Below are 536 nucleotides of genomic sequence, written 5' to 3'. Positions count from 1 at the left end.
GAGGTGTTCGAGCCGTTCGCGCGCAAGGATCAGCGTCGATGGGGGCAGGTGTATCTGCGGGGGCTGCTGACCGACGGGCAGCGTAAGTCGGTCGAGCCGATGGCTGCCCGGCTCGGGGAGCACGGTAATCGTCAGGCACTGGCCGACTTCATCACCACCAGCCCGTGGGATCCGGCACACATCCGGGCTCAGCTTGCCTGGCGGACGGAGGAGGTGATCGGGCCAGAGGCCCTGGTCTTCGACGACACCGGGTCTTTGAAGGACGGGACTGCCTCGGCGTGTGTGTCGCGGCAGTACACCGGCACGGCGGGCAAGGTCACCAACTGCCAGGTCGGCGTCTCGCTCCTCCTCGCGTCCGACCACGCCTCAGCGGCGGTCGACTGGCGGCTGTTCGTGCCCCAGAGCTGGGATCCCGCCTCGTCGAAGGCCGACGCGGACAAGGTCGCCCGCCGCGCCGCCTGCGGCATCCCGGACGATGCCGGGCACGTGGAGAAGTGGCAGCTGGCGCTGGACATGCTCGATGAGACCCGTTCCTG

1 protein-coding gene is annotated in these 536 nt (G+C 69.0%); it reads left to right on the top strand.

Features of this window, described 5'->3' with window-relative positions; all coding sequences use genetic code 11:
* Window positions 1-536 (top strand): IS701 family transposase (locus IE239_RS41630; protein ID WP_190154633.1); only part of this gene is annotated, 536 nt, incomplete at both ends.

The sequence above is a fragment of the Streptomyces humidus genome (assembly GCF_014649655.1).
Classification (GTDB): domain Bacteria; phylum Actinomycetota; class Actinomycetes; order Streptomycetales; family Streptomycetaceae; genus Streptomyces; species Streptomyces humidus.
The sequence above is the reverse complement of the archived record's forward strand: the minus strand, read 5'-3'. Positions and strand labels throughout refer to the sequence as shown.